The organism is Streptomyces rugosispiralis (assembly GCF_024505145.1).
GTDB lineage: Bacteria > Actinomycetota > Actinomycetes > Streptomycetales > Streptomycetaceae > Streptomyces > Streptomyces rugosispiralis.
In genome coordinates this window covers 1-587 of the sequence record NZ_JANIAA010000213.1, presented here as the reverse complement: position 1 = coordinate 587, position 587 = coordinate 1, and the positions used below count along the sequence as shown (strand labels likewise).

At 66.1% G+C, this 587-nt stretch carries 1 pseudogene; it reads left to right on the top strand.

The features are described from left to right. Positions 1-587: pseudogene (locus tag NP777_RS47115) on the top strand (hypothetical protein); the annotation flags it as partial.

Sequence of the window (587 nt, the reverse complement as noted above, 5' to 3'; positions counted from 1 at the left end):
GCCCCAGGGCCATGCCCGGTGGTCGCTGCGGCTGCTGGAGAAGCACGTCGCGCTGGTCGAGGACATCCCCGACCTGGACCACTCCACCATCGGGCGGATCTTAAAAAAAACGGAACTGCGCCCTCACCTGAAGAAGTGCTGGACCATCCCGCCACGAGCGAACGCGGAGTTCGCGGCCCGGATGGAAGACGTACTGGCCGTCCATGCCCGGCCTTACGACCCGGCACGTCCGGTGGTATGCATGGACGAGAAGCCCTACCAGCTCCTCGACCACGCCCGCAGCCCGCTCCCGGCCCGCCCGGGTCATGACGCCTGCCAGGACAGCGAGTACATCCGCCGCGGCACGAGCTCCATCTTCGTGTGGGTCGAACCCTTACGCGGGTGGCGTCGCGTTCAGGCACTGCCCCAGCGGACCCGGACCGACTGGGCCGGCCAGGTCAGGCAGTTACTGAGCGTGGACTATCCCGATGCCGAGACCGTGGTGCTGGTGATCGAACAACCTCAACACCCACGGCATCGCCTCACTGTACGAGGCGTTCGCACCACAAGAGGCTTTCACCCTGGCTCAACGCCTCGAGATCCACCAG